This window comes from Candidatus Woesearchaeota archaeon, assembly GCA_030651375.1.
Lineage (GTDB): Archaea > Nanobdellota > Nanobdellia > Woesearchaeales > UBA12501 > JAUSFM01.
Genome location: JAUSFM010000011.1, coordinates 41,263 through 68,190, shown reverse-complemented (window position 1 = coordinate 68,190; position 26,928 = coordinate 41,263). Strand labels below are relative to the sequence as shown.

The window sequence follows — 26,928 nt, the reverse complement described above, 5'->3', positions numbered from 1 at the left end:
TACCATGAAACGATTTTTATTCCTCCTGTTGGTGGTTGTCCTTCTCGGCGGCTGCCTGCGCCTTATGCAAAAAGAAAGCATATCTCAACCACCTGTTGTCGGGCAACAGAATGCCCAGCAGCAACAGGTTGCCGCTCAACCCGCCGTGCCAATCCCACCGACGCAGGCACGGCCACCGGTACCTTCTCGTCCTTTTCCTCCTGAAGAAATTGCCATTCCCAAAGACCTTCCCGGTGTTGAAGAGCCGGAAAAAGGCATCTTTGTTATCGATCCGCTTGAGCCGCAAGACTATTTGACTATCCAAAAAATGAAATTCCAGCGCATCAGCAGAGACCGCGGAGAGTTGCGTGAAATGACGCTGGTGTTTCGCAACATCGAAAAACAAGACATCACACCCATGGTTCGCCTGACGTTTGACAAGGCTGATGTGCAGGGCAGTGAACAAATGATTGAACAAGATTTCACGCTGCCAACAATTCCTCCCGGCATGAAACTGGTGAAAGAATTCCCCGTCAGCATTCTGTTCAGCAACATTGAGCGTGACAAAACCCTCACACTGAAATTCTACAAGAAATACGAATCACCCCGCAGCTACTATGGAACACACACCAAGAAATTCAAGCCGATTGACCAGTTTGAAAGCTTGGAGATTAAGTGGCTTTAGAAACCAGTGTGGTTTTCTTTATAACCATCTGCGCGCAATTCGTGCTCTCTTCAACAATTTCACTTTCTTCAATCTCAATTCGTTTCTTAAACAGCGGCCCATCAATCATCAGCGTTTCTGCCTCGCCGCCTTCAAACGCAATGTTCAGGCCAGTTTTTTTATTCAGTTCAACGAGGCGGTTTATATCCTTTTCGGTAATCACTCGTCCCAGCCACGTTTTGTCAAGCCCTTCGCTCGCAACCTTCACTATAATAAACGAAAATCCCGCGTCAAGAATTTCGTGCAGTTCCTGTTCTTGGTCCTTGTGCCACAGCGGCGAGAACACCGTCAGCCCCAGTTCGTCGCACACTTTTTCAATCCGGTCGCGCTGGTAGCTTGATGCGAGTGCGCCGGTGACAACACCTTCGATGCCATACTTTTTTTGTGCTTGCACAATCGCTTTTTTCAAATCAGCAAGCTCGTGTTCTTTTTCTCCTTCAGTCTCCTGAACCAGCAGCGGAATGCCCAGTGCTTCTGCCTGCGTATCAACCAGATGAATGTTCGGCGTGTGGAACATATACGAGTCTGGATTTTTGCTCTTGAGCGTTATTAAACAGGAAATTTCATAATTTTGCTGTTTCATCAGCCACGCTGCATACGTGCTGTCCTTGCCGCCGCTGAACAGCACGCCAACCTTTTTGTTTGCATGCGGCAAAAACTGGGCAAGATACTGGCTCTTTGTTTTCTTTTCGCGGCGCGCGAGCTTTTCGAGCGCGCGGTCAAACCGGCTGCCGTACTGCGCTGCTTCTTTTTTTCTGAAGGCGAATTCACGCGGCATTCCCTCTTGTTCAGCAATGCACCGAAGAATGTATTTTTTGATTCCATCTCTTATTTTGTACAGTGCCGGAATTTTGAGTGCGTATTCTACCAGCTCTTTGTCAAGGAACGGCGCGCGCAGTTCAATAGTGTGCGCCATCATAACGACGTCATCTCGATATAGATCGCGTTCGTGCATCTTCAGCAGGCCAGACACACATTCCTTGTTGATATTGTGCGCTTTTTCATGGCGCTCATACCCCCCAAAAAGTTCTTCGCTGCCGATGCCGGAAAATAAAATCCGTACACCATCTTTTTTTGCCTGCTCTGCAGCGAGAAAAAAAGGGATCGCCACGCCGACTTTCACCACATTTGCATCTTCAATGAGCGGTACAATTTTTTTGAGGTAGTCGGGCACTTTTCCAACAGGAATGGTTATGCTTTTTAGCTCAAAGTCGAGTTGGTGTGCAGTTTTTTTCGCCGAGACAAAATCTGGAGCCGGCTGCATTCCCGGCTCTTCCAATGCGGCGGTGTAGCAGACAAAATCGCGGCCTTGTTTTTTACAGAGCCATGCGAGGAGTGTTGAGTCAACACCGCCGGAAAACAGGATGCCCATCTTTTGGCTCTTGTTCGGCAGGCGTTTTTCAACAGCGTGTTCGATGAAGCGCTGTGTTTTTTGTTTCAGTGTTTCAAACGCATCTTTATGTTCCGGTGTTACCTCAAAAAATGGCCGCCGTTGTGTTTCTATCTTTTGTGATTCAATGTCATAGGTGATAACTTTGCGGGGGTTCACTTCAACCGGCTCCTTGCCCAGTGCACGGATACATTTTTTTTCAGATGCGGCAACCAATCCTTGTGCGCCCTGCCAGTAAAACAGCGGCTTTTCGCCGATGATGTCCCGTGCAAGAATTATTTTGTTGTTGTTTTTGAAGATGAACGCAAAAACACCGTCGAGCTCGTTCAGGCATTCGATGGTGTTTTCTTCTCCTTGATGCTGGAGCAGATTGGACAGGGCTTCGGTGTCATTGGCTGCATTGCAATGGTACATCTCATTTAGCATGCGCCAGTTGTAGATTTCGCCGTTGAAGGCGAGCACCGCAGTTCCTTCTTTGATTGGCTGCGGACAGTGTCCGACAATCGCATGGAGGTTGTGGAGGACAATGTTTTTGTGTGTTGGTTTTTTTCGCAGCTGACTGAAAAATCCCTCTTTCTTTTTCGCGTGAAATTCCTCTTCGTCATCAACAAAGCCGTAGCTGTCTTGTCCGCGGTGTTCAATCTTCTCAAACGCCGTGATAATATCATTTGTTTTCCACGTTCCAAATAATGCAAGGATGCCGCACATATGCTCAAAGAATTAATCGAAGGTTTTTAAACCTTCCTACATCACAAACAGCAGCGCAATACCGCTGACAACAAGAATCCCCCCAAGCCACTGCACTGCGCTGAGCCGTTCCTTGAAATAGGTCACGGCGATAAGCGTCGAGACAACCGGCGTTGCCGTCACAATCGGCATCACCAGACTTAACGGCGCCATGGAAATCGCTTTCATGTAGCCGATGGTGCCGAGGAGTGTTGTCATGGCGCATGCGAAAACTATTCCGAACAATTTCCAGTTCATTTTTCGCAGTGCAGGGATGTCCTCTTTTTTCAGAAATGGCAGTGCTCCAACTGCAACGCCTGTTTCAGTTACGAACGCACAGAACAGCGGGCCGTATGCTTGTACTGGAAACTTCCACACAAAAAAGGCAACGCCCCACAAGAGTGCGGCGACCAACGCCGGAAGTACTCCTGCATGTGTTTCCTTCCAGCGGAGGGTGAAGAGAGAACGGATGTTCATGGACAACAGCAGCACGCCGAGAATAATCACGCAGATAAGGACTGCTTGGATAAGGTTCAAGCGTTCATTGAGAAACAGCAGCGATAAAAGAACGGTGATGATGACCGCGCTTTTTGCAATCGGCGCAACAATACTCAAATTGCCTTTTTTGACGGCGCTCAAGTAAAAATACACCGGCACAAATCCCGCAATGCCAAGAGCGACCGTGAACAACAAGAAGGGCGATATCGGGACTGGTGCAGGGTAGAGCAGCACGATGCTTCCGAGCACCATCGATATCAGCACGCCACGCATGAACAAAATAAGCGACCTGCTGAATCTATGTATCTGCGCTTTGGCAAACACATCAGACAATCCATACGCCGCCATAGCAAGAAGCGCATACAGAATGCCGGTATTCATGCTTACTCCGCATGTTTCTCTTCGTATTTTTCAAAGCATTTTTCAGAACAGAATCGTTTCAATTCGCCATCGATTTTTTTCTCAACACAATTTTCCGCGGTTATCATGTCACCACAGTTGGCGCATTTGCCGAGCTGGCCTTCCATGTTGGCGCCTTCGATAAATCCTTCTTCCCAGGGCTCGATCTCATCATCTTCTGCTGCTTCTTCGCGGCCTTCTTCTGTTTCAAGGTTGTCTTCAGCTGCTTCGTTTACTTCGTCTTCTGACATACGCTGAGAAGAAGATAAACCCTTTAAAAAGTTTATTGTTTTTGAGCATATAGTTTTTGAAGGGCGCATGGATCTGTGCATGGTGGGGTTATAAAACCTAACTTGCCTTATTTGGTGCAACTACTAATCTGGCCAAAGAAGAACAGGTTTCACACGACAAACAAGAACGGGCAAGATACGAATGCTATCGCACAGTCTGGTTTTCCCGAGCGGCGAAAATCGGGCGCCAGATTTTCGCCCTTGATGGAATGATTGATTGTGCCACCGTACTGAAACAGTTCCTTCACAATTCGCCCCTTGCCGTTACCGTCTCTATTGGCTGATGCAGATTTTTAACAACAAACTTAAAAAAATAGTATGTAAACCAATCTGTACTATTCATACTATTCGTCGAAGAAAAAGTACAACGGCCCCCGGAGAGAAGGACTCATGTTGGGGGGTGGTTGAGAACTTGGGCATCACCAAGGAGCCGTTGTGAATGTGAGTAATACTTGGATTAATCATTGAACACCACCGGCGGGGCAGTGCCTTTTGGATACGTTTCTGCTTTCCACATGACGCTCACTTTCTGGAGCGCCCTGCTGAACCGGTCTGAAACCCGGTAGCGTTTCTTGTACATGTCAAAATCAATCATACCCATAGCGCGCATGGGGGTTAGGATTCGGTCGTAAAACTGGCGCTTGTTGTAAGATAGTTTTTCCTTGACTGCGCGCTTGACCGGCCCGCGGGTTTCTTCAGTTTCAATAAGGGTGCCGTCATGGAGCCGATTGGCGAATAGGGACATTTCGGTCTTACCCAGCTCGCCGTCGTGGGACTTCAGTTCTTCGAGTAAGAGGCGACCTACTTTGACTTGCTGTTCGGTTGCGAACACCACTTCAAACACGTCCTTCGGCAGATTGTACTGGTCGAACAAAATGACCACTCTTTCACCCTAAGATACTAATAGCATAACTGGTATATAAATATTGTCATTTTCGATGTATTTTGGTCATTAGTTGTGTAATGTGTATACTGGTTGTGCGCTGAAAAACTTTAAATATCCTTCTCACTCTTTGTGGGCGATGGGCTTGGAGATTCGTGCTGAACGCTGCGGCGAAGGTATGATGCGCAGTACTGCACAAACCAGTGCGCCTGAAACCATGCGGGTTGAACTCTATAATCTTCATATCTCTGCACCCTTTACTATCGCCAAGAGCCATCGCGTCGGTGACTTGGTGCACATTGAATCAATAATCGTGCATGACCAGAATCAACGGCTCGTCTATTCTGGCCCACTTGTCAAAGACAAGGTCTTTGATGACGGTTTTATCGGATCTCTCGGACGGTGCGCACCAGTTCAACCGCCGTACGATCAGTATCTACAATTTACCAGATTGAAAAAAGTAACTATTTGCATACGTGGTCCCGACTACCATCAGGGTGTTCTTACTATTGACGGAGTCGTTGCCTATTCGATGAAACAGGCGCAGTGAATTTTTTTTCAGTCATCCAAAGAATTCTTCAATCTCTCCGACGTAGTCCTGCGCAACCCGCACGCCATAATCTTCTGGAAAACAGCGGGCGTACCGGGGCCATGTGTACCGCTCATCGAGAAATACCACGACGCCGCGGTCGGTTTCTGTGCGAATGCACCGGCCGGCGCCCTGCAAGCATTTGATGAACGCCGGAAAAATATATCCATAATCCCAGCCGCGCTTGAATTTTCCGTCGTAATACTTGATGAGCTCCTGCGTTTCCAAATCCGGCTGGGACAATGGCAACCCCACAACAATAACTCCCTTCAGCAAATCACCCGGCAAGTCAATCCCCTCGGCGAAATTGCCGCTAATCGCGCCCAGCAGCACCGCGCCTGTTTTCTGGGCGTGCTTGAACCGTTCCAGCAATTCTGTTTTTTCCTGCTTGGTCATGCCCGGCTGTTCAACGAAAACGGTTCTCGTGCATAGCTCATGAAAATATGTGTGGACTTTGTTGCGGATGTCATAGCTTGGGAAAAAAATCGCGACATTGCCCGGCACCGCGTGCACAATTTTTGAACAAATCTCCGCGATTTTTTTAAACTGCCCTTCACTACGCAGGGCGAACTTCGTCGTGGTCTCCGGAATCACGAGCGCAAGCCGATTGTCCTCGATAAACGGGTCATCGTACGCCCGTTCAATGCACCGCTCTGCTTCATATCCCAACAAATCAGCGTACATGCTCGTCGGATTCAGCGTGCCGCTCATGATAATGCTGGCGTGGCATTCCGCGAACACCGATCGTGTAAGCAGCGATGGGTCAAGGCAGCGATAGGAAAGCATCATTGTCTCATCGCGTCCGGGCTTGAGCGAAAAAATCCGGCAAAAGCCATCATCCGCTCCCTGCTTCCATGCCTCCAAAAATCCGGCAACACTGCCAATGAACGAGCGCCGCTGCACACCGCGGATTGCCTCGCTGATGGTTTGATAATCAATGACCAGCGAATCATAGTCGCGAATCGCCTGCACCGCATCCATAAATTCCTTCTGCGTGACTTTCATTTCCCATGTTCCAAAGCCGGGCTTGCTCCGCAGCTTTTCAACAAACGCGAGAAATATATTTTGGAGGCCCGCGAGCTCTTCAACAACATTCATATAGTTGAATTTTTTTGCTTCCTTAATGGCGTACTTCAGCGTGTTGCTGGTCAATAGTTCAGTCATAAGGTCGCGGATTCTGCTCGGCAGATTGTGGCCTTCGTCGACAACAATGATACAGTCCTTCAATTCTCTGCCTGCTTTTGCCAAAAATGAGTTGCGGATCGTGGGATGAAACATATACGAATAATCCGCAATAACTACCTGCGCTTTTTTTGCGAGCGCGAGCGTGATCTCATACGGGCATACTTTTTCTTCGGTGCAGGCGGCAACGAGAACGTCAACTGCGCAGGGCTGGATACTGCGGATATCGGCGAGGGCCTTCTCGCCCAGCACCGTGAGTTTTGTTTCAGGGTTTGTTTTTCCTCCGCGGCAGTTTTGATAAAACTCGCAGGTTCCATCTTCACGCACTTTTTTGCAGAACTCGCTAAAATCACTGCTCGGCAGCAGCGCGGCGCCGGGCTGGGCGCACATATGTTTTTTCCCAATAATATCACACACATCAATGGTAAGATTATATTTTTGTTTAATCTGCCGAATGGTTTCTAATGCAATGAGGTGCTGAGTGTGTCGCGCCGTGAGAAAAAATATCACTTTATTTTTTTCTTTTTGGTTCAGCACGTGACCTAATGCTGGTGCAAGTGCTGCAGCTGTTTTTCCCAAGCCCGTCGGCGCATGGGCCAGCAAATGCTTGCGTTCACGCACCGTGGTAAGAACGTCCTGCATTAATTTTTTTTGCTCATCGCGTATGCGTTCGTACGGAAACAATATTGATGCTGGTTCCAGTTCCATATCCTCTCTTTTTCCGGCGCACTATAAAAATATTTATAAACCTAAAGCGGTATAGAGATTGTATGCCCAAGCAAAAGAAAAAAACAGCGCGCGAGCTTCTTCATCCTCCCTTTCCCCCTTCACCGCGGCCGAAACTTGCCGGAACAATCTACGGCATCGGCGGGATTATTATTGCCCTGCTGGGCATGTTCTTTTTGCCGCTCATTATGGGCATTGTAGCAGTGTGGTGCGGGGTCAAGGCATGGCGTTTGCATACTAACAAGGTCGGCACGGTTGCCATTCTGCTTGGCTTGTTGATGGCAGTGCTTGGCTCAATTCGCATTATTGCCAGTTTTACCGAGCTTGGCTTGGTGTAGTTTCATGTGTGTAGTTCCATCCCCTGTTTTAAGCTTTATAAACCATTTTAAAAGAATGTGCTGATTTCCTTTTTGAGTGGTGACTTTTTCCCTCGTTATGCTCAAAAAACCTAAAGATTTAAAAATAACCGGTGAATCCCCTACACTGAAACCTATATACGATAGAACTATATGTTCAATATACATACCATACTTCGCCGAAATCGTTTGGCATGGGGGGCATAACCATGAAAAATAATGAGATATTTAACGTCTTTTTTCGTGAAAAACCAGCCATGATGTTGGTTGGTCTCAAGAATGCCAAAAATGAGGTATACGCTTCTTCGCTTGCAAAGCAAATCGACTGCACGTATTCACACGTGGTCAAAATTTTGCAGCAAATGGAAACATCCGGCCTGATAAAATTCGATAAGCAAGGGCGGCTCAAACTTCTTTCGCTTACCAAGAAAGGGCAGGACGTGGCTGACAACATTGATAAGATCCGCGGCGTGATGAATTTTTAATTCATGCTTCTTTAATTTATTATTTCTCTTTTTTTATTCATTTTATCTTGTAATTGTTCAAGAACTTCAGCGTGGATGCTCCCGTTAGTCGAAACTATTAACCGCTGCCACATAGCTTCTTTTTGCGCGTAGTCCGGCGGGTTGCCGCCACTGTCAGTCATTTTTCCCCCGGCTTCCTCAAGAATAATCTGCGGGCCGCACGTGTCCCACTTTGATACCTTCACATTCACCCGGCATTCTGCTTCTCCTTGGGCAATAATGCATGAAACGCGGCCGCACATTCCGTCTCCTTTTTTCAAAAATTCTTTGAAGGACATCGAGATAACAACGGACTTGATAAACGCGGGTGTTGTTCGCGTGCCCACCAACACGCGTGCGTCATTGAGATTCTGTATGGTGCTCACTTGTATCTTCTTTTTGGAGTTTGCCTCAATTCTCCACGCGCCCTTATTTTTTTCTGCATAAAAAACAACGCCCGACAGCGGTTCGCAGACCACACCGAGTACCGGCGTTCCGTTTTCACATAATCCTATAATCACAGTGAAATTTTCTTCATGCGCGACAAAGCTTGCCGTGCCATCCAGCGGGTCAACAAACCATACTCTGCCTGAAAAATTCGTTGGCCGGTTGGTGTCTTCTTCAGAAAAAATTTTGTCGTTGGGAAACAGCTCAGCCAGCCGCTTTTTGATGTGTGCTTCTGACGCAAGGTCCGCCGTGGTGACATAATCAGTTGGGCCGCTCTTCGTTGAAATAGAATACGAGCGAGACGTATACTGCTCCTTCAAAATCTCTCCTGCTTCACGCGCAATCTCAACAACCTGTTCAATCTGAGAACTCATGGACTGTTGTTTTTTGCATGCACTTTTTATATTTTTGCCTTTACTCATCGCCTCTTCTTATTTTTTCCCTTACAACGTACCTTTTGCACAACAACAAACTATTTATACTGCGCATTCCAAGAAATTATTCAAACTAAAAACATATCAAGAATCAAACTCCGTGATATTCAACTCCGTGATATTCAACTAAACCAATAACAAAAAAGGGTGGTAGGTATGGCAAAACAATATGCAACAAAAGTAACTTTTCTGTTTCTTCTTTTCCTGATACTCAATCTGTATATTGTTTCTGCGCAAAAAGATGGTATGCTCGTCTATGGCAATGGCGCATTTGCAAACCCCCGTTACAGAACATGGAACGGAACATTACAGAACTGGTCAACCGAGCTTAGCACGGCACTCAATGGCCAAACCTCGCCTTCATTAGAATGGGTTAGTGTTGCTGCCTCGCCAGTAAATGATGAATTCATTTTTGCTGTTGCCGACTCTCTCGACGATGTCAAAGCGCAGATTTTCTCAAACAAAACCGGCTCGTGGTGCTGGAGTAACGGAACAAATTGTTCTTACATGATCAATCTCTCGCGGACATCATCAGTTGCTGACACGCAGAAAGTGGCTGTTGCCTACGAACAGCTTTCAGGCAGGGCACTGGTTGTCTATTCGAATAACACCCCGAACGCAAGCTATGTTGTGTGGAACGGATCATCGTGGACCACTCCTGCCAGCGTTCCGAATACCCGCAGCACCGGTCTCGTGCAGCTGGTAAAACTTGTTCCTCGAAGAAACACCAATGAAATCGCGCTCGTGTGGAGTGACATAAATAACGATCTTAATGTCATGATATGGAATGCAACCTCGAACTCATGGGGCTGTGAGCCAGCGCAGGTACTTTCACAAAGTTTGCCTGCCACCCAGCGGCGTAAATTTGATGCAGCGTACGAATACAACTCGGGTGACCTTTTCATTGCACATGGTACTCTCGCAGCTGCAGGCACGCTTAATTATACGACCAAAACAGCAGACACCTGCACGTATACCACCGCTTCAAACACCGCACCGACCATTGTTCCTCGTGATATCAGTGCTAAAGCAAAAACAGGCAGTGATTACGTCCTTGTTTCAATCAATGAAGGAACTGCAGTTGATGACATGGAATCTACCGTCTGGAACGGAACAACGTGGCTTGCGCTGAGCACGAAGGATACCACCATCTGGAGTGGTGATGTATCAGGAAACATTTTAGCCGATGCCTCATGGCTCGGCACGAGCAATTCGGGCATCGTGGTTTATTCTGATGTGAGTCCGAACACGAGTGTTGATTACTATCTGTACAACCAATCAGTTAACACGTGGAATACGGGCGGACCTGCTGGTTCAGGACTGCATTTCAATCCGTCGCCAAACCTTACCGGACCTGATAACAGTATTCTTGCGATGAGTTTCCTTGATGAAAACAAGAGCTTTGTTTTTATAAAAGATGAATTACAAGATTTATGGGCAAAAATAATCACCCTCAACAGCAGTGCCACCAATACAAGTCTTTGGTGGACTAATACTGAAGGCGGTGCTGCTTTGAACACTGCAGCAGGTGCTGTTAACTTGCCGTCATTTGACTTTGCGTGGAAGGTTTTTGTTCCGTCGTTTGCTTTTTCGGTTTCCCTCAATTCGAGCGCGTCCACCGTCGTACCAGGACAAAATGGAACAACGAACGTGACAGTCACCCTGGTGAACGGGTCAAGCCAGCAGGTTAACTTAACATCAGTTGGCTGTCCCTCTGCTTCGACGTGTTCATTCAATCCGTCGAATGGCAATCCCACATACACCTCACTATTTACCGTGGCGACCACGAATACAACAACTCCCGGCGTTTACGTCGTAAATATCTCTGGCACCGGCGGCGGGGTCAGCAAGAATGTCAGCTACACCGTGACGGTTCCTGCGTTTAATTTTTCGGTTTCTACCGATTCAAATAACGCCACAGTTGTTCCAACCCAGAACGCAACGATGAACATGACGCTCACTTTGTTGAATGGTCTGAGTCAAGAAGTTAATCTAACCTCCGTTGGCTGTCCGACTGATTCGGTATGTTCGTTTACTCCGTCGAGTGGCAATCCGACCTACACCTCAACATTTACTGTGGCAACAGGCGCAGCAACTCCTGATGGTGTGTATCTTGTCAACGTCTCTGCATCAGGCGACGACATAACCAACAACGTGACATTTATCGTCAATGTTTCAGACAGCTTGCCAGTCGCAACTGCTTCAGTAACCGGTTCTGCATCAGGCATGGTGCCGTTGCTGGTTAACTTTAGCGGTGGAGTGACCGACGGTAATGCACCACTTACTTATTTCTGGGACTTTAAAGATGGCAGCAACGATACAGCCCAGAACCCATCGCATACCTATTCGGTTGCTGGTATCTATAACTCCTCATTCACCGTGACTGACTTTGATGGTGATTCTTCAACGAGTAATGTTACTATTACTGTGGGAGACTTTTCTGTTGACGTAAACCCATTGAATGCTACGGTTGTGCAAGCGCGGAATACTACGACATTTACTTCAGTGAATTTGTTGAGCGGCACCACGCAGACGATTAGTCTTCTCACGTTTGGATGCCCCACATTTGCGACGTGTACGTTTAACCCATCAAGCGGGAGTCCGACGTATAATTCGACCTTGACCGTGAAGACAAATGCGACAACACCTGCAGGAACATACAACCTCAATGTGTCAGGCAGAACTTCGGACCTTAAATACCGAAGTATCTTCTTCAACGTGACCGTTACGGATAGCGTACCCGTCGGAAATGCGCTTGCAACGCCAACATCAGGAACTGCTCCATTGACGGTTGACTTTACGGGCAATGTTAGTGGTGGGGATCCTGAATTGTCTTATCTCTGGCTTTTCAAAGACGGCACGAATTCGACGCAGCAGAACCCCCAGCATAACTTCTCTGTTGGCGGATCGTATAATGTCAGCTTCAAAGCAACTGACTTTGATAACGATACGTTGAACAGCAGTGTGCTCATCAGTGTTTGTGGCCGCTTTGCGCCCAGCATAACTATTGTTCCCAGCCTCCAGAATGGAACAGCGGGTGCAACGTTGAATTACACCGCAAACGTGAGGAATACTGACTTGTCCTCATGCAGTGCTTCAACGTTCTCGTTAGATTCAGTCATTCCGGCGAACTGGACAGGTGTATTTGATAACACCACCTTGGACATAAGTCCGGGCGTTAGCAAAAACACAACCTTCAGAATAACCTCGGATGGCGGCGCTGGTGCTGGAAACTACACGTTCAACAACACCGCGACAAACCTGAATTCGTCGCTCAGCTCGAGCAACACATCAACATACAAAGTGATATGAATCTTGATGTGAACGAGCAATATATTTTTTCTTTTTTTCTCTTTTTTCGTGAGCTGTAAAGTAAACGTCTGGAATTTTGAACAAAAAAATTAAGTTTTCTTCACAACCAGCTTATTTTCCTTAACTTCAGCTTCTAAATCTTGTCCTTCTTTCCATTTTAGAGGATTGAAAGCTTTATGGTCTGCTCCAATCCTAATGACTGCTATTGTCATACAACATAACTTCATAGAAAATCATTCTACAACTGATGAAGTACCCTCTGAAAGAGCTGGAGTTAATTTAGAATTAGGAGAAAACAGATGGCTGGATTTGATTAGGAAAGCATCTCTTAACTCTTGAACCTTTCAATTTTTTCTTCGGTTACTTTTGCCCTTTATATTTTGGATCAAAGTCCACTGTCCATTCAATTCCGTATTTGTCTCTAAACATTCCAAAATAGGAACCCCAAGGACTGTCTGCTATGGGCATTTCAATTGTCCCGCCTGCCGAAAGTCCGTTGAATAATTTATCTGCTTCTTCTTTGCTTTCTGCACTAATTGAAATTTTTGATCTATTTTCGTTTTCGTTTACCCGTCCCATACTTTCTGGAACGTCATTGGCCATTAAAACGTTTTTGCCAATAGGCAAAGCAATGCGCATTATTTTATTTGCTTCATTTTCTGCTACGGGGAATTCAGGGCTTGATAAGTCTTTTAAACGTATGATTTTTTCGAACTCTCCGCCAAATACTGATTTGTAAAACGTAAATGCTTCTTCGGCATTTCCGTTGAAGTTAATGTAAGGATTGATTGTTGCCATAATGTTATCTTTGAAAATTAAAGCTTATATATTTTTCGTTCCGAAACGATATTTCTAGTTTTTTTACCTGACGATAACTTAACAGCTTTTTTTTCGTTATCTTTATATACCTCTCCCTCTCCCATTCTTTAATGAAAATAACCTGCCTTGGCGTTGGCGAAGCGTGGGACATCATCCCCAACAATTCGTATCTTGTTTCTTCCAAGAGCCGCAAGACAACTATGCTTCTCGACTGTGGATTTTCGATTCCACCGGCGCTGTGGAAACACGACGCTGACCCAAGTTTGCTTGACGCTATTTTTATCAGCCATCCACATGCTGATCATTACTTTGGACTTCCTGCACTGCTGGGCAGAATGTGGCAGGATGGCCGGACAAAACCCCTAGCGATTTTCTGCGGCAAGGGAATGAAACAACAAATCGCTGCGCTTCTCGAAGCCGGCTACAAAGGGCTCGCCGCAATAATCACCTTTCCGATAACATTCACTGAAGTTTCGCCCGGACAAAAAATTACATTCCAAGAATTCAAGCTTGCCTTCGCCCCAACCATTCATCCGGTGCCAAATCTCGCCGTCAAAATTGAATGCGAGAAAAAGGTGCTCTGTTACAGCGGCGACGGGCAGTACACGGAACAATCTGAACTGTTGTACCAGCATGCTGATCTGGTTATTCACGAATCATTCACCTGGGACGCGGATGTTGAGGGCCATGGGAAAATGAAAGAGCTGCTGGTGATGGCAAAACGCGCCAAAATAAAAAAAATTGCGTTCACGCATATCCGCCGCGATGTGCGCAAACAACTTGCCATGATTAAAAATAGCATCAAGGAAAACCAGCCCAGTGTCCCTGTTTTGTTTCCTGAAGTGGGCGATATGATTGAAGTTTGAATTCTAAAACTGTAAGAACTCCATACATTTACCAACATCTGCTTCTGCAACCACAAAAATCGTGTCCGTCCAGCAGCTCATGGTCTCGCAGATGTTCACGCCGTGGTCGCTGAAGAGCGCATACAGGTGCGCCATGACTCCAGGGGTGCTTTCCATGCGTTCCGAACTTTTGAGAACAATCATTGCAAGGTCTTTTGAAACCCGTATCAAGTCATGCTCGAACAGTTTCTTCAGCTCGTCAAGATATTTTTCTGTGGTAATGATAGTGAACGATGATGTTGCCTCGAGTGCGTAAAACGTGTCTGCCTTTTTCCGAATCTTTTTCTCGATGTCAATCAGGTTCTCAACATAAATCTGCTTGTCAACGATAACAACCACTATTTTATTCTTTATCTCAAGCTGGCTGTGCTTGAGCAGCGTTTTGATAGCTTCTTCAGCGCTTTTTTCTTTGCGTATTTTTTCCGCAGCGCGCCGGCAGGCGATGAGCACCGCTTCCATACGCACACGCTTGAGCCCTCTGTCTTTGATAATGCTGCGGGCAAGGCGCGAAAAGTTGACAACACCTTTTTTCAGGCAGTCGCGGATGCTGGCGTGCTCGCGCAAATAGTCTTCCGTAAGCTTGGTAACACTTGCCATGGCTCCTCAAAACATACTCAATTATATATATTTTTCGTTTTTGTTCTATTTCAAACAAATCTGTTTATTTTGTTTGAAATCAATCGGTACCTTTTTAAAACAAGGTGCGCATCCGATTGTTTTTCACCATGGCACAAACTACGGCACCAGAAACTATCGATAGAATTATCAGCCGTATCGGCATCCAGTCAACCACCTACTGGAAACGCATGCTTGAGACATTGCCTCCCCATGAAATAGGCGTTGTCAAGGCAAGCGGAAAACTTCTTGCGAATTCACATCTTAACCAGCTTGCTGCCGAACTTGCGAGCCTTGCTTCACAAACTGGATTTTATCTTCCTGTGCTTCTGGGAGGAGGCGTTGATTATGACGCGCTTCCAGCATATGTAGGGTCACGAAAAGTCAATGGCCTCCGTGTGACATCGGATGAGCTCATTGCCCAAATGCTTCCCATTGTATGGGCAAATCAAGTGCGCGTTGCTGATGCGCTTCGTGGTGCAGGCATTGATGCGTTGGCTATCCCGCTCGATGCCGTTCGGGTGAAACGGCACGCATTAGAATATGACCGTACACTCGGAGCTGATGTTGATTTGGGCTATGTCGGCGATGTTGTTAGTATCGACACCAAGCCAATCATCACTGCAATCTACGAACAAAAAATTCCAGTCATTTCACACCTCGGGTTATGTCCCGATGACAGAAAATTGTACAATATCAACGCAACGACACTTGCGGCTGAGCTCGTCAAGGTGCTCGGCGCAAAAAAACTGATTATCCTCGGCGATAAGCCGGTGCAGGATGGCGAACAGGTGGTTCGCACCTTTTTTTCGCACCGCATTTTTGAGCAGATGGTTGCTGACGGCAGAATTAGCGGCGGCATGGTGACCAATATTGAAGAAGCTTTTGGATTGCTTAAATCGTTGGGCCCTGACCACAGCGTACAAATCACGACGCTGAAATATCAAAATGGCGGTCAGGGAAGCGACACAACCAGCCAGCTCGAATCCACCGGCCTGCTTGAAGAACTGCTTGGTGAGGGCAGCGGCACAAAAATAATGATTCCCTCACCGGTTGTTGCGTATCCATTGCTTGCATCTGCAGTTGACATGGAGCAGCTGCGTACCATGATTAATGCCGCTTTCATGCACCAGCAGCGAAAAGCCCTGCGTGCTGACTATTTTGCCATGCTGGCGGACAAAGACCCGACGATTTATCTTGATGCAGGAAAACGTGGCGGCGCCGTGACCTATCCTCTTCCTGCATTTACTGGCTGTGAATATCTTTGCAAACTCTTTACTCGGCCGGATTACGAAGGCCTTGGTGTCGCGGCGAGTATCATGGAAGCGGTTGTTCTCCAGCGAGGGGCAGTCGCATGGCGGTCCTCACAACCATCACGATTATATGAAAGTGTCATTCGTTCGTATGGTGGATTTGAAGAAAAAAGCGGAAACTACACCGTCTACGGCGTCGGCATTCCCGACGACAAAAAAGCAGATGTTATCCTGCGCGTGGTCTCGATTCCGGCTACGCTGCAAAAAGTGGAGGGAACACCATGAGCGAACAATCAACAAACAAAGTCGTTCTCGCCTACAGCGGCGGGCTCGATACATCCGTTATTTTGAAATGGCTGATTGAACAGGGGCATCAGGTTGTTGCCGGCATAATTGATGTCGGGCAGGATGAGAATTTTGCAGCGGCAGAAGCAAAAGCGCGCGCCATTGGCGCAGCGGATGTGCATATTGTTGACGCACGCCGTGAATTTGTCACCGATTTTGTATTTCCTGCGCTGCAAGCAAACGCAGTGTATGAAGGTCGCTATCTCATGGGAACATCACTCGCACGGCCGATGATTGCAAAACATCTTGCAGAGATTGCGAAACAGGAAGGAACAAACGTGCTTGCCCACGGCGCCACCGGAAAAGGAAATGACCAAGTGCGATTTGAGCTTGCATGGTATTCAATGGTTCCCGGCGTGCGCATTATTTCACCGTGGAAAACGCCTGCATTTCTCGCGGAGTTTCAGGGACGCCCTGACATGATTGCGTATGCGCAACGCCATAATATCCCGGTCAAAGCAACCACCGCCCAACCCTGGAGTGAAGACGATAATATTTTTCACATCAGCCACGAAGCAGGCATTCTTGAGGATCCGTCACGCGAAGCGCCCGAAGAAGTGTATTCCCGATCCATGTCGCCAGAAAAAGCACCCGACCTTGCAGTGCGTATTCAAATCATGTTTGAAAAAGGAATTCCTGTGCGTGTTGTTCATTCATCTGCGGTTGACATCTCAGAGGTTCATCCATCAAAGGTTGTTGATATTCGTAACGACCCCGTTGCACTGCTCAAATATCTTAACCTCGTCGGCGGCGCGCATGGCATCGGCAGATTGGACATGGTTGAAAACCGGTTCGTCGGCATCAAATCGCGCGGCGTCTATGAAACACCCGGCGGCACCATTCTGCACGCGGCGCACCGCGACCTCGAAGGAATCACTATGGACCGCGAAGTGATGCGCATTCGCGACACGCTTATTCCGGAAATCGCAGGAAAAATCTACAACGGTTTTTGGTTCAGTCCGGAGATGCACCTTCTTTTCGGCATGGTTCGTTCCAGCCAAGAGTATGTCACCGGCACCGTAACGATGAAACTCTACAAAGGAAACGCCATGCCAGTTGCGCGTGCATCACCATGGTCTCTCTACGATGCGGCAAAATCAAGCATGGATGTTGCCGGCGGATACGACCAAACCGATGCAGCAGGATTCATCCGCGTCAACGCGAACCGTCTCACGGTAAGTGCCCAACGAGACCAAGCATATACCCACAAAGAAACCAGCAGACTTCTTGGGCAAGCAGGGGCACGGACGGCCGAAACGACCAGAAGAAATCGATAAATCCCCTCTAAAAACTATTTATTTTCTCTACTTCTTCATCTTCCGTTCCGTCTCCGCAATTAACATCGTCGTCTTGAGCACTGTGTCCGGATTCAGAGAAATTGATTGGATGCCACATTCAACGACAAACTGCGCAAAATCAGGATGGTCAGACGGCGCTTGGCCGCAGATGCCGATGTATTTTTTCTTCCGGTTCGCGATGTCAATGACATGGTGAATCAGCCACAGCACTGCTTCGTCCCGCTCGTCGTAGATATGCGATACGAGCGACGAGTCTCGGTCAACCGCGAGTGTAAACTGTGTTAAGTCATTGCTGCCAATCGAAAATCCGTCGAATAAATCAAGGAATTTTTCAGCCAGCAAGACATTGGAAGGCACTTCGCACATGCAAATAATTTTTAATCCGTTAGCGCCCTGTTTGAGCCCATTCTTTTTCAGCTCGGCAATAATCGCATGCGCCTCGTTCAGCGTTCGGCACATGGGAATCATCACTTCAAGATTGGTCAGCCCCATTTCTTCGCGCACTTTTTTCACTGCTTTGCATTCAAGTGCAAATGCCTGCTGATAATTTCCCGTATAGTATCGTGATGCGCCGCGCCAGCCGAGCATGGGGTTTTCTTCCTTTGGTTCATAGAGCTGACCGCCGACCAGATTCGCATATTCATTCGATTTGAAATCGCTGAACCGCAGAATAACTGGTTTTGGATAGAACGCTGCGGTAATCCTTGCAATGCCTTCTGCCAGTTTGTCGACGAAAAATGCGGCTTTGTCATGATAGCCGGGCGTGAGGTCATTGATCTGTTTTTTCAGGTGCTCATCTTTTATTGTGTTGAAATGCAGAAGCGCCAGCGGATGGATTTTGATGGTGGAGTTGATAATAAATTCCTCACGGGCAAGGCCGATTCCATCATTCGGAATAAACGAAGAGGTAAACGCAATCTCCGGATTTGCAAGGTTCATCATAATTTTTGTTTTTGTCTTCGGCAGTTTCTTCAGGTCGTGTTTTTTGATTTCAATTGGCAGGATGCCTTCATACACCATACCCTCATCTCCTTCGGCGCACGATACGGTCACCGGCTGTTTGTCCTTGATAATCTCAGTTCCTTTGTCTGTGCCGACAATGCAGGGAATACCGAGTTCTCGTGATACGATCGCTGCGTGGCATGTTCTTCCACCACGATTCGTTACAATTGCTGATGCAATTTTCATGACCGGTTCCCAATCCGGATCCGTCATATCAGTGATAAGCACTTCACCTTTTTTGAACTGATTGATGTCCTTTGCTTCTTTGATGACTCGTGCAGGGCCCTGGCCGATTTTTTGTCCAACCGCACTCCCTTTGAGAATTATTTTCCCTTTCTTTTTCAGCACATACTCTTCCATTATCGTTGGGTCTCTCTGGCTCATCACGGTTTCAGGCCGTGCCTGCACGATAAAGAGCTGGCCGCTTTTTCCATCCTTTGCCCATTCAATATCCATAGGCTTGAAGTGGCCCGCTTTTGCCGAGTAATGGTCTTCAATAATGCATCCCCACTCCGCAAGCAGCAGAACTTCTTTGTCGGTGAGCACGAGTTTTTTTCGATCTTCCAGAGGGGTTGGAACATTTTTTGTCGTCGATTTAATGCCCTGCATATCATAGAGCATCTTGATACTTTTCTCGCCGCAGGTCTTGCTGATAATTGATGAGAATCCTTGTTTCAGCGTCGGCTTGAATACATAAAACTGGTCGGGGTTTACGGCTCCCTGCACCACATTTTCTCCCAAGCCATACGCGCCGGTGATAAACACGGCGTCCTTGAATCCGCTTTCAGTGTCAATGGTAAACAGCACGCCGCTGCACGCGAGGTCACTTCTCACCATTTTCTGCACGCCGATTGACAAGGCGACTTTGAAATGGTCAAATCCTTGGTCAACGCGGTAGGAAATTGCGCGGTTGGTAAACAGCGAGGCAAAGCAATTTTTACATGCGTCGATGAGATGGCTGACACCGCGAATGTTCAGATAGGTTTCCTGTTGTCCTGCAAAACTTGCCGTCGGAAGGTCTTCTGCCGTCGCGCTGCTGCGCACCGCCACATCAGTGTCTTTGCCGTATTCCTTGCAGAGTTTCTGGTACGCTTCACTCATTGCCTTCAGAAGTTCCGGCGGAAATTCTGCAGCGCGGACGAGATTGCGCAGTTGGTGGCCTTTTTCCGCCAGTTGTCTCGTGTCTCTTGTGTTGAGCCCGGAAAGAATGCTGCGCATTTCATGTTCAATGCCCGCGTGTTTGATAATCAGGCGGTACGCGTGTGCGGTAATCGCAAATCCGTTTGGTATGCGCACACCTTTTTTTGTCAGATTTTGGTACATATCACCCAACGAAGCATTTTTGCCGCCGACAAAGGGCACGTCTTCTATCTGCACTTCATCAAACCAGAGAATAAGCTCTTGTTCACGATCCCTCTTTTTTCCAAACAACATACTGCTCTTTAGCGTGTTGTGCTATATAAATATTTACTCTGAACTATTTGTTCCGGTTGTCGTTGCATTTCCCGGGAACTGTGCTCTGATGGTTTCTTTTGTTTCCTCAATAGTGTTTCGTGTTGTCTTGAAAAATCCGATTGCCTTGCCAATAGGTGCAGGCACACTGCCAGCAACAGCGCTGGTGACTGTGGTCTTGATAGTTCCGAGTCGTGTATCATCTCCCAATCCGATGGTAAACGCAACAATCATCCCTACCATAAGCACAAATCCAATGAGTGCCATTGATGCGGCGATGCGCGTAACCGATTGGAATGTTTTAACGAGCACAAACAGCCCGCCAATAATCAGGGCTGCAAAAAAAAGAAACATGAGCGTGCTCATATCCATCCCGTCCGTACACTCAAGTACATCAATGCTGCACCAGCAACCAGCAGTGTTCCCCACACTTGCCGGTTCCACTCAAATATTTTTTTGCCATCAAAATTGCCAAATGGTATCAAGTTAAATAGCGCAAGCATCGCGTTAATCGCCAGCCCAATTCGCAGTGCGTACAGGTTTGTTGCCTGCAGCGCCGCAAAAAACAGAAGCGCCAAGAGCACATTAATCAGCGGCCCGGCAAGTGAAATTTTTCCGTTTTGCTCTCGTGAAACGCGCCCCTGAATCATCACCGCTCCCGGCGCGGCGAAAATAAATCCGAAAAACGAAAAAAAGATTGCAAGGAGCAGCATCGTGTCAAATGAGCGGAATTCCGCAAATAGGCCATACCTCTGTGCCACAATTTTATGGCCCATTTCATGCAGGAGAAACCCAACACCGACGGTAAACGCTGCAGTAATAAGGACGGTAAAAAAGTGGGGCGTGAGGCTCAATCCATGATTAAGCAGAATGCCAAAGGCAAGTGAAATCGCCGCCCATGCTTTGACAAGATCGAGCACTTCACGATTTGAAGTAGTGAAAAACCGATGTACACGTTGGCGGTGTGTTGAGAGGTATGCCATGCGTTCACACTTATTCGTATTTCCGTTGCCGGTGGCCGGGCATCTTGGGAACTTGATTGATGTTGACTGCCGTGCCCGTTCTCACTTCAAACATAACATCCATTTTTGGCTTGAGCTGAAACCGCGGCTTTTGGCCAACCTCATATTTTTTTCCCTTGCCGTAAATAAGAATTTCTTCACCTTGAAGCTGTACAACGCCTCGTTGTTTTGGCATACTGTTCACCTCACGTATCTCCTGTCTATCCTGCTGTATTCTAATAGCTTGTTTGTATATAAATTTTTTCATCCTTCCTTGCGTATCTTCGCCACAAAAAACCCTTCGCTGTCATTGTCCTGCGGCCAGATGCGCAGGCATTTTTTTACGTCGTGATTGTACGTTTCTCCGTTCCACACAAGAAATGGCTCTGATCGTTTAATGTCCAATGCTATTTTCTCGAGCCGAGCGTTCGGGTACTGGCTCAGCAGCCATGAAACAACGCCCTCATTTTCTTCTGGCTCGCAGGTGCACGTCGAATACACCATCGTGCCGCCTTGTTTCAGTTTTTCAAATCCGACACCCACAAGCTGTTTTTGAATCACTGCCATCCTTTTGACCAGCCCCGGGCTCCAGTCTTGCAGTGCACGGTAGGATTTGCGTATCGTGCCCGTGCCTGAACAGGGCGCATCGACGAGCACACGGTCAAATTCAATCGGTATTCGCCTAAATGATTGGCCGTTCATTTTTGTGATGAGCGTATTCGTCAGTCCGCACCGCTGTACATTGATGCCAAGCGATGAAAGGCGCTGTGTTTCAGTATCATTTGCGACAATGGCACCGCTGTTTTCCATATACTGCGCTATCTGTGTTGTTTTTGAGCCCGGGGCCGCGCACATGTCAAGCACCACGTCACCGTGCTGTGGGTCAAGCACCACGGGCGGAATCATTGAAGCGGCTTCCTGCACATACACATACCCGAGTACGTGCTCCGGCAGATTGCCTATATCCCGGCGCTTCCTCAGTTCACCTTCGGCGTTTATTTTTCCGCGGTGCTCGATCCAGAAACCTTCCTTGCACCATGGCACTGGTGTGAGAATCCATTCCTTTTCAAGCCGTTTTTGTATCTCTTTCACCGATGCCTTGATCGTATTCACCCGAATTGCCTTTCTGATAAATTGCATGGAACAGTGCATAAACTCGTCATAGTTAGTCAACTGTTTGTATCGCTCAATAAACAGCGGTTTTGGCTCGATACGAAGTGCAGGGTGTGTCATGGTGTTATGCGTGCTCTTTTGTTTTGTTTTTTGATGTAATAGGGATCTTCTCTTTTTTGACGAGGTAGACGAGCTCGTTTTCATACGTCAGCGTCGTGAATGAATATCCCAGGCGGCGCAGCATTTTCTGGAACCATGCCCGACGCGGCACGTTCATTTTTTTTCCGGCGATAGTCATGGTGGAAAAACTTGCGGCAAGCCAATGGTATTTCGTGTTTTTGATGAGGTCTTCAACAGTTTTCTTTTTCAGCAGGTCAAACAGCTTTAATGCGAACAGCAGGTCATATTTTTTTCGGTACAGCACTTCCCGCTGTTCTTTTTTTTCCAAATCAATGCTGTGCGCCTCAAGCTTTGTCTGGTGTGTTGTTTTTTTGAAATAGTTCCTAATAAATGCAATATCCTTTTCATACAGCTCAACCGCTGCATAGTTTTTTGGGGAATGGCCCATCCACCGAAGCGCAAGCGGATTAAAGCCGCAGCCAATATCAAGTATGCTTTCTGCTTTTCCTACGGCCCTGAAAATATCTTTGAAAAACTGTTTGTAGTGCGGCAGCCGTTCCCTCGTTGAGGCGTGCAACCCCAGAAGCGTTGGCAGGATTTGTTCAACCGATTCGCCGGTTTCTGTTTTTGTATCGCGGATATGGCGTTCAAACACCGTCTGTGCGGATTCGGTGTCTCCGTGCTGAAATAATCCATACGATGAGCGAAGCCCTGCACGGATTTTTTTAACCAGCGCACGTATTTCGGCACTGCGCTCAATCAAATCGAATTTTTTCGCTGAAGCGGCTGTTTCGCGCGTTTTTTTGTCAAGAAGCAAGCACTGCCTGATTTTTTCCGTGCAGAAGGCCTCATCAACATTTTTGAATTCTTTTTTTTCTTTTATCTTTTTAGCGAGTGCGCGAATGATATCGTCGGAAATCGTGGCGTTGTAGATAATCATACGCTCTAAAAATCGCTGTTTCTTCATAAACTTTTCTTTTTTTTCAGCAAACCATTTTCAAAAACGCAATATTTATAAAGAAAAAATCATATATAGTATAATTAACACATTGTATTATCACAATGCTGTGATCGAAATAAAAGAGGTGATTTTTTTGGCGCGACGAAAAGCAAGCAGAAAATCAACGCGGCGAGCAACAACGCGAAAATCAACACGACGAAAATCGTCAAAGCGTAAATCAACACGAAAACGACGATAAGTTAGTGTTTTATTCTTTTGTTTTTTTATTTTTTTTCTTATTCTTTTTCGTATGCTCAAAATTCAGATAACGAGCGCTGCGGCATGTGCTTCTTTTTCCGTTCTTTCTTTTCTTTCTTCGGTGCTTCTTTTTTCTCCTTCTTTTCTTTCGTTTCTCCCATACCTTCTGCTTTTTCCAATTGGGGAATGCCATATACCCCGTCATAGCCGGGAGTGACCGATACTGCTCCCTCTCGGTTCTTAATGATTGCATCGACAATTTTTTGGTGCGTGTGTTTCTCTAATTCTTCTCGTGAGGCGTTAAAAATGATATTGTACTCTGTTGAAAATGCTTTCTGCAGTTTATAAAACTCAGCAAATACTGTTTTTGTTGCCAAACCCTTGCCAATCACCGCAGCGAGAATCTCTGAAAGCGGCATGAGTGAGTGAAAGGGCGGCGCATTTTTCCGAATAAACCCTTCGGGGCGGTCTGCTAACTCTTCAACACGGTACTGCACACCAATCGTCATTTGTCGCTTGCATTTCGGACAGATACCCTTATTTTTTCTTGTTTCTGCTGGCTTCATGCAGACGTTGCACGCGCGGTGGCCGTCGAAGTGGTACTTGCCATAGTTTGGGTCAACTTCGATGGTTCCAGCAAGCCCATCGCCGGTTCTGATGGCTTTGAGAATTTTTTCGTAGCTGATTGTTTCCGGCATGCCGTCAATAAGTGTTGCTTCCCTGCCGAGGCGCCATGGCCAAAAGCTATGCGCGTCTGAAAACGAAACAATCTGAAAGTTGTCGAGCTGGCTGAGCCTCCAATTCATTGGTGGATTGCTGCTCAACCCGGTTTCGATGGCGTGAATATGCTTGGTGTATTCGCCGAAGCATTCCTTGATTGAATCAAAGCCGGAATTCGAGCCGAACAAGCTGAACCACGGCGTCCATGCATGCGCCGGGATGATTTCAATATCCTTGCTGATTTCCCGCAGTTCTTCAACGAATTGGATGCAACTCATGCCAAAGATTGGCCTACCGTCGTAATCAACGCGGCCATGTTTTTTCAGCTGTTCGGTAATCTGTTCAGCCACCTCGATGCTCGGCGCAAGAACCACATTGTGCACTTTTCTTCCCTTGTTTGCGTGCGTGTAAATCAAGGAAATTTCTGTTGACAAAATAAATTTGAAGCCAGTTTTTGATTCGAGAACGCCGCCGTTGCCCGTGGTATTTTCACTCAGGCTTGTTTTGATTTCCTCAATCCATTTTGGATGCGTGAAGTCACCCGTGCCGAGCAGGTCAACGCCTTTGATTCTCGCGTATTTTTCAAGATTTTTCAGGTCAAGGTCAGTGGAACACGCGCGGGAATGTTTTGAGTGAATGTGAAGGTCGATGATGGAGTTGTTGTGCATGGAATGCGAGAACGGCGCAGGGTATAAAAAGATTGTTGGGGTGCACCCAAAACTTTTTATATATTCGTCGGATGGGAAATGCCATGAAAGTCAAAACCGTCGTTGAGTCGCTCGAATCGTCAAAAGAATTTCAGGCATGGCGCGCCAAAGACAAAGACTCATTTCTCGTGCACCTCTTCATGATCGTTGACAAGGAAAACATCAAATGGCACGTTGGGTATTGTAATAAAAAAGACAAGATTACCACCTTTGACATTGCCGAAAAAATTCATGTGCACGCGCCGGAAAAGGCATTCAAGAAACCCGGCAGCAAAATCCAAAAACTCGACCTTGCTGCAGTGAAGCTGGACATCGCTGACGTGCTTGAGCGCATTCATCGCCTGCAGCAGGAAAAATATTCTGCGGAACTGCCGGTGCGGAAAATTGTGATTCTCCAGCATATCGACGAGGGACAAGTATACAATGTGACCTATGTGACTGCTGGATTAAAAACGCTCACGGTTAAGCTTGATGCTGCATCCGGAGAAATAAAAGCTGAACAATTGCAGTCGATGTTTACGTTTACGGGAAAAGATATAACAAAACAGTAAACTATATATTAAAAACTATATTTCCCACTATCACATACTTTAAATACCGCGTTCCACAAAAATAATCATAACGAATTGTCAAAGGGGGTTCATGATGCGCGTGAAAATCCATCGGGTCGACAAAACCTTGCCCCTGCCGCACTATTCTCTTCCCGGCGATGCTGGCATGGATCTTTATGCAGCAGAAGACGGTGTTCTTAACCCCAGTGAGTACAAACATTTCTCCGCAGGCATCCGCATCCAGATTCCAGCGGGTTACGAATGTCAAATTCGCCCACGATCAGGCCTCGCGGCAAAACACGGCATCAGCATTGTCAACGCACCCGGCACGGTTGATTCCGGCTATCGCGGCCTTATCGGCGTTCTTCTTATTAATCTCGGCAAACAGCCATTCGTCGTCAAAAAAGGCGACAAGATTGCGCAGGCGGTTTTCAAGCAGGTTGAATTTGCCGAGCTTGTTGAAGTTGAAGACCTCGACGTTTCTGCGCGCGGCGAAGGCGGCTATGGCCACAGCGACAACACTGGGCCTGGATTTACGCTTACGACAAAATATCAGCAGGAAAAAGTATTAATGCATTAAAAGTAATGCGAAGTACATTGTACAAATTGCAATGTACCAAAAAAAGAGGTGTACACATGACTGCAAGTTGGGAAGCACAGAAAAATTGTAAGCGCCTTGGCTCATTTTTTGAAGACCGCGAAGAACTTGAAGAAGTTTCTTTAACTACCCGACATTAATACTTTCTTTTCATATTCCTTTTCTCTTTCACTCTTTTTTTACATTCTCTTTTTTACTGCGGCAAGGATATCGTTGAACACATCCTCTTTTTTGCGGTGCGCATTGATGAATGTCCAGCCCAGTTCTTTGCCAATTTGGCGGTGGCGCTCGAGCACTTTTTCCATGAGCGCATCATTTTCTTCGTGAATATGCCCCTTTTCTTTGGCGTCCTGAAACCGCGCGCCATCCAATACCATCGCGAGGTCTTCCTGCACCAAGTCTGCGTTTAATTTTTTGAGATACGCATACTCGGCGCCCTTTGCACTGCCCCATACAAGGCTCGTGCCAATATAATCTTCGGCAACAACAATCATCCCTTCCTTGAGCATTTTTTTCAGCTGCGGCTCGAATTCCTTGCGGTTTTCGTAATACAGCTCTTGAAATTCTTTTTCAGAAATACTTTTTTCTTTTCCCTCACGAAGAATGCCATTAATGCGCTTGCCCGTTGGGCTGTCGTAAATAGGATACTTCAGGTATGTCGCGTTGTGGCCTTCTTTTTTTAGTCCCTCAACCAGCAGTTTTGCCTGCGTGGTCTTGCCGCTGTTGTTGCCGCCGTAGATGACGATGAGTATTCCGTTTTTTTCGCTCGCCATGCACTTCCTTTTGCCGTGCG

General features: G+C 47.0%; 26 protein-coding genes and 1 pseudogene. 10 read left to right on the top strand and 17 right to left on the bottom strand.

Going from position 1 to position 26,928, the window contains the following annotated elements; translation table 11 throughout:
• Window positions 1-4: 4 nt before the first annotated feature.
• Window positions 5-664 (top strand): hypothetical protein, encoded by a 660-nt coding sequence (locus Q7R76_03760; GenBank protein MDO8642675.1) that lies wholly within the window; start codon window positions 5-7, stop codon window positions 662-664.
• Here Q7R76_03760 and Q7R76_03755 read toward each other — a convergent pair.
• The 4 genes from Q7R76_03755 to Q7R76_03740 all read right to left on the bottom strand — a co-directional run bounded on the left by Q7R76_03755 (window position 651) and on the right by Q7R76_03740 (window position 4,889).
• Window positions 651-2,801 carry a diphthine--ammonia ligase gene (locus tag Q7R76_03755; protein MDO8642674.1) on the bottom strand — a complete coding sequence of 717 codons (2,151 nt, stop codon included), beginning with the start codon at window positions 2,799-2,801 and terminating at the stop codon, window positions 651-653. The two genes, Q7R76_03760 and Q7R76_03755, sit on opposite strands and share 14 nt — an antisense overlap.
• Window positions 2,802-2,837: 36 nt before the next feature.
• Entirely contained in the window at window positions 2,838-3,698 is an 861-nt protein-coding gene (locus Q7R76_03750) for an EamA family transporter (GenBank protein MDO8642673.1), read from the bottom strand.
• Between the two features lie 2 nt (window positions 3,699-3,700).
• Entirely contained in the window at window positions 3,701-3,967 is a 267-nt protein-coding gene (locus tag Q7R76_03745; protein MDO8642672.1) for a hypothetical protein, read from the bottom strand.
• 496 nt (window positions 3,968-4,463) lie between these two features.
• On the bottom strand, window positions 4,464-4,889 hold the full coding sequence (locus Q7R76_03740) for a hypothetical protein (GenBank protein MDO8642671.1): 426 nt from the start codon (window positions 4,887-4,889) through the stop codon (window positions 4,464-4,466).
• Between the two features lie 139 nt (window positions 4,890-5,028).
• On the opposite strand from Q7R76_03740, the gene Q7R76_03735 reads away from it, so the two are divergent.
• Complete coding sequence (locus Q7R76_03735; GenBank protein MDO8642670.1) at window positions 5,029-5,439, top strand: hypothetical protein; 411 nt, start codon at window positions 5,029-5,031, stop codon at window positions 5,437-5,439.
• A gap of 12 nt (window positions 5,440-5,451) precedes the next feature.
• Here Q7R76_03735 and Q7R76_03730 read toward each other — a convergent pair whose 3' ends face one another.
• The gene (locus Q7R76_03730) at window positions 5,452-7,368 is read right to left on the bottom strand and encodes an ATP-dependent DNA helicase (protein MDO8642669.1); all 1,917 of its coding nucleotides are present in this window, start codon (window positions 7,366-7,368) and stop codon (window positions 5,452-5,454) included.
• 62 nt (window positions 7,369-7,430) lie between these two features.
• Between Q7R76_03730 and Q7R76_03725 the strand changes: the two genes are divergently transcribed.
• Both Q7R76_03725 and Q7R76_03720 read left to right on the top strand, forming a co-directional pair.
• On the top strand, window positions 7,431-7,724 hold the full coding sequence (locus tag Q7R76_03725) for a hypothetical protein (GenBank protein MDO8642668.1): 294 nt from the start codon (window positions 7,431-7,433) through the stop codon (window positions 7,722-7,724).
• A gap of 227 nt (window positions 7,725-7,951) precedes the next feature.
• The gene (locus Q7R76_03720; protein ID MDO8642667.1) at window positions 7,952-8,227 is read left to right on the top strand and encodes a winged helix DNA-binding protein; all 276 of its coding nucleotides are present in this window, start codon (window positions 7,952-7,954) and stop codon (window positions 8,225-8,227) included.
• 11 nt (window positions 8,228-8,238) lie between these two features.
• Here Q7R76_03720 and Q7R76_03715 read toward each other — a convergent pair whose 3' ends face one another.
• Window positions 8,239-9,066, bottom strand: coding sequence for an inositol monophosphatase family protein (locus tag Q7R76_03715; GenBank protein ID MDO8642666.1), 828 nt, complete (start codon window positions 9,064-9,066; stop codon window positions 8,239-8,241).
• A gap of 216 nt (window positions 9,067-9,282) precedes the next feature.
• Here Q7R76_03715 and Q7R76_03710 point away from each other — a divergent pair, with 216 nt between their 5' ends.
• On the top strand, window positions 9,283-12,438 hold the full coding sequence (locus Q7R76_03710; GenBank protein ID MDO8642665.1) for a PKD domain-containing protein: 3,156 nt from the start codon (window positions 9,283-9,285) through the stop codon (window positions 12,436-12,438).
• Window positions 12,439-12,527: 89 nt separating this feature from the next.
• Here Q7R76_03710 and Q7R76_03705 read toward each other — a convergent pair whose 3' ends face one another.
• Window positions 12,528-12,650: a hypothetical protein gene (locus Q7R76_03705; GenBank protein MDO8642664.1), complete on the bottom strand. Its 123-nt coding sequence runs from the start codon at window positions 12,648-12,650 to the stop codon at window positions 12,528-12,530.
• 148 nt (window positions 12,651-12,798) lie between these two features.
• Complete coding sequence (locus tag Q7R76_03700; protein ID MDO8642663.1) at window positions 12,799-13,236, bottom strand: VOC family protein; 438 nt, start codon at window positions 13,234-13,236, stop codon at window positions 12,799-12,801.
• A 131-nt stretch (window positions 13,237-13,367) separates the two neighbouring features.
• Here Q7R76_03700 and Q7R76_03695 point away from each other — a divergent pair, with 131 nt between their 5' ends.
• The gene (locus Q7R76_03695; protein ID MDO8642662.1) at window positions 13,368-14,123 is read left to right on the top strand and encodes a ribonuclease Z; all 756 of its coding nucleotides are present in this window, start codon (window positions 13,368-13,370) and stop codon (window positions 14,121-14,123) included.
• Between the two features lie 3 nt (window positions 14,124-14,126).
• Here the strand turns inward: Q7R76_03695 and Q7R76_03690 are convergent, their stop codons facing one another.
• Complete coding sequence (locus Q7R76_03690) at window positions 14,127-14,759, bottom strand: hypothetical protein (protein MDO8642661.1); 633 nt, start codon at window positions 14,757-14,759, stop codon at window positions 14,127-14,129.
• 128 nt (window positions 14,760-14,887) lie between these two features.
• On the opposite strand from Q7R76_03690, the gene Q7R76_03685 reads away from it, so the two are divergent.
• Both Q7R76_03685 and Q7R76_03680 read left to right on the top strand, forming a co-directional pair.
• Window positions 14,888-16,315, top strand: coding sequence for a hypothetical protein (locus Q7R76_03685; protein MDO8642660.1), 1,428 nt, complete (start codon window positions 14,888-14,890; stop codon window positions 16,313-16,315).
• A pseudogene (locus tag Q7R76_03680) lies at window positions 16,312-17,568 on the top strand (argininosuccinate synthase). The gene Q7R76_03685 and the pseudogene Q7R76_03680 overlap by 4 nt, the downstream one beginning before the upstream one ends.
• 111 nt (window positions 17,569-17,679) lie before the next feature.
• On the opposite strand, the gene ppsA reads toward Q7R76_03680, so the two are convergent.
• The 7 genes from ppsA to Q7R76_03645 all read right to left on the bottom strand — a co-directional run bounded on the left by ppsA (window position 17,680) and on the right by Q7R76_03645 (window position 24,947).
• On the bottom strand, window positions 17,680-20,109 hold the full coding sequence (gene ppsA / locus Q7R76_03675; GenBank protein MDO8642659.1) for a phosphoenolpyruvate synthase: 2,430 nt from the start codon (window positions 20,107-20,109) through the stop codon (window positions 17,680-17,682).
• 33 nt (window positions 20,110-20,142) lie between these two features.
• Window positions 20,143-20,493 carry a hypothetical protein gene (locus Q7R76_03670; GenBank protein ID MDO8642658.1) on the bottom strand — a complete coding sequence of 117 codons (351 nt, stop codon included), beginning with the start codon at window positions 20,491-20,493 and terminating at the stop codon, window positions 20,143-20,145.
• Window positions 20,490-21,110, bottom strand: a complete 621-nt coding sequence (locus tag Q7R76_03665) for a metalloprotease (GenBank protein MDO8642657.1) — start codon at window positions 21,108-21,110, stop codon at window positions 20,490-20,492. The genes Q7R76_03670 and Q7R76_03665 overlap by 4 nt, the downstream gene beginning before the upstream one ends.
• A gap of 10 nt (window positions 21,111-21,120) precedes the next feature.
• The gene (locus Q7R76_03660; GenBank protein ID MDO8642656.1) at window positions 21,121-21,324 is read right to left on the bottom strand and encodes a hypothetical protein; all 204 of its coding nucleotides are present in this window, start codon (window positions 21,322-21,324) and stop codon (window positions 21,121-21,123) included.
• Window positions 21,325-21,392: 68 nt separating this feature from the next.
• On the bottom strand, window positions 21,393-22,361 hold the full coding sequence (locus tag Q7R76_03655; GenBank protein MDO8642655.1) for an NOL1/NOP2/sun family putative RNA methylase: 969 nt from the start codon (window positions 22,359-22,361) through the stop codon (window positions 21,393-21,395).
• A 4-nt stretch (window positions 22,362-22,365) separates the two neighbouring features.
• On the bottom strand, window positions 22,366-23,301 hold the full coding sequence (locus Q7R76_03650) for a hypothetical protein (protein ID MDO8642654.1): 936 nt from the start codon (window positions 23,299-23,301) through the stop codon (window positions 22,366-22,368).
• Window positions 23,302-23,615: 314 nt separating this feature from the next.
• Complete coding sequence (locus tag Q7R76_03645; GenBank protein MDO8642653.1) at window positions 23,616-24,947, bottom strand: endonuclease Q family protein; 1,332 nt, start codon at window positions 24,945-24,947, stop codon at window positions 23,616-23,618.
• 83 nt (window positions 24,948-25,030) lie between these two features.
• Here Q7R76_03645 and Q7R76_03640 point away from each other — a divergent pair, with 83 nt between their 5' ends.
• Window positions 25,031-25,537: a hypothetical protein gene (locus Q7R76_03640; protein MDO8642652.1), complete on the top strand. Its 507-nt coding sequence runs from the start codon at window positions 25,031-25,033 to the stop codon at window positions 25,535-25,537.
• Between the two features lie 94 nt (window positions 25,538-25,631).
• The gene (dut, locus tag Q7R76_03635; protein MDO8642651.1) at window positions 25,632-26,117 is read left to right on the top strand and encodes a dUTP diphosphatase; all 486 of its coding nucleotides are present in this window, start codon (window positions 25,632-25,634) and stop codon (window positions 26,115-26,117) included.
• A gap of 197 nt (window positions 26,118-26,314) precedes the next feature.
• Here dut and Q7R76_03630 read toward each other — a convergent pair whose 3' ends face one another.
• Window positions 26,315-26,908: a hypothetical protein gene (locus Q7R76_03630; protein MDO8642650.1), complete on the bottom strand. Its 594-nt coding sequence runs from the start codon at window positions 26,906-26,908 to the stop codon at window positions 26,315-26,317.
• Between the last annotated feature and the right edge of the window lie 20 nt (window positions 26,909-26,928).